This is a genomic window from Bacillus sp. P4_D3 (genome assembly GCF_056401855.1).
This window is the reverse complement of record NZ_JBFUIN010000931.1, coordinates 1-1,056: the sequence shown is the minus strand read 5'-3', so window position 1 is coordinate 1,056 and position 1,056 is coordinate 1. Positions and strand designations below refer to the sequence as shown.

Annotated in this window: 3 protein-coding genes; all 3 read right to left on the bottom strand. The window is 33.4% G+C overall.

Annotated features, from left to right (window positions below):
• A partial coding sequence (locus tag AC1DTM_RS28100) for a VOC family protein (RefSeq protein ID WP_477001443.1) occupies nt 1-225 on the bottom strand: 225 nt, incomplete at its 3' end.
• Between the two features lie 277 nt (nt 226-502).
• Nucleotides 503-703, bottom strand: a complete 201-nt coding sequence (locus tag AC1DTM_RS28095) for an NETI motif-containing protein (protein ID WP_000166302.1) — start codon at nt 701-703, stop codon at nt 503-505.
• Nucleotides 687-1,056: MFS transporter (locus AC1DTM_RS28090; RefSeq protein ID WP_477001442.1), on the bottom strand; the 370-nt coding region annotated here is incomplete at its 5' end. The genes AC1DTM_RS28090 and AC1DTM_RS28095, both read right to left, overlap by 17 nt.

Genomic DNA, 1,056 nt, shown 5'->3' with positions numbered 1-1,056 from the left:
ATTTTCTCCTATCCAAAAGAACACAACTCGTCTTTTCGATAGTTTTTTTGCTAATACTAAACCTAACTTATTTTGATAGAAATCTATCGCCTTTTCTAAATTTCTAACATGTAAATGCGTTTCGTATATGCTCTGTATCATTCTACTTGTTCCTTTCTTTGTTGGCTGAGTAGTTACTGTAATTCTATATTTGAAGTATGTATAACCGTTGTAATGTATCTCCATTTCCAATATACCTATTTACTATTCTATCGAAATTGAAATATGATATATCCAACTGAGGTAGTAAATTCAAATAAAATTTCTACTACTTTTGTAGGTGGCATCTCCAATACATTCAGATGAAATCATGTTAAATAATAAAAAAACGCTATTCTTTTAGTAAGAATAGCGTTTTTTACTCTTGGGGATAGTTAATATTTTTAAACGCCCCCTATACAACAAACCATCCAACTCAAACGAATTGGATGGCTCTATACCACAAAGAAAATCTGTTATTTGATTACTTCAATTTCCCCTCAAAAACAATTTTTCTACCACACGGTTCAACTTCTGTTTTCCCGTCTTTCTTCACTTCATGAAAGATTGGCTCTTCCATGCGACGAGACGGTGCATATCCTTCTTGTTCCATACGTGCTAAACAGTCTGTAATTGTTTCGTTTTCTAGTACTTCAAATTTCTTTTTATTAGGTTGTTTTGTCATGCCCTAACCTACTTTCTATTTTTCTTGATGCGAATTGATTCTTCATGTAAATAATATATAACATTGCGAGAATACCCATTATAATCATAACCGCAATAAAAAAGCTTGTATACTGTATTTTTTCTATAAATACGCCTCCTAATACAGGGCCCATAATACTTCCTATACTAAAGGCGATTCCGGATAATATATTACCTGCTGGTAGTAAGTGCCTCGGTAATAAATCTGTCATAAATCCAAGACCTAATGAGAAGCACGAGCCAATGACCATACCAGCTAAAAGCATACAGGCAAAGACGATCCAGTAATATTGATCAAATACTGCTGCAAGTAGGAAAATGCCAGTACTTACG

What these genes read in the sequence shown, in the direction of transcription:
- AC1DTM_RS28095 (WP_000166302.1), bottom strand. Translation starts at nt 703, where the DNA reads ATGACAAAACAACCTAATAAAAAGAAATTTGAAGTACTAGAAAACGAA.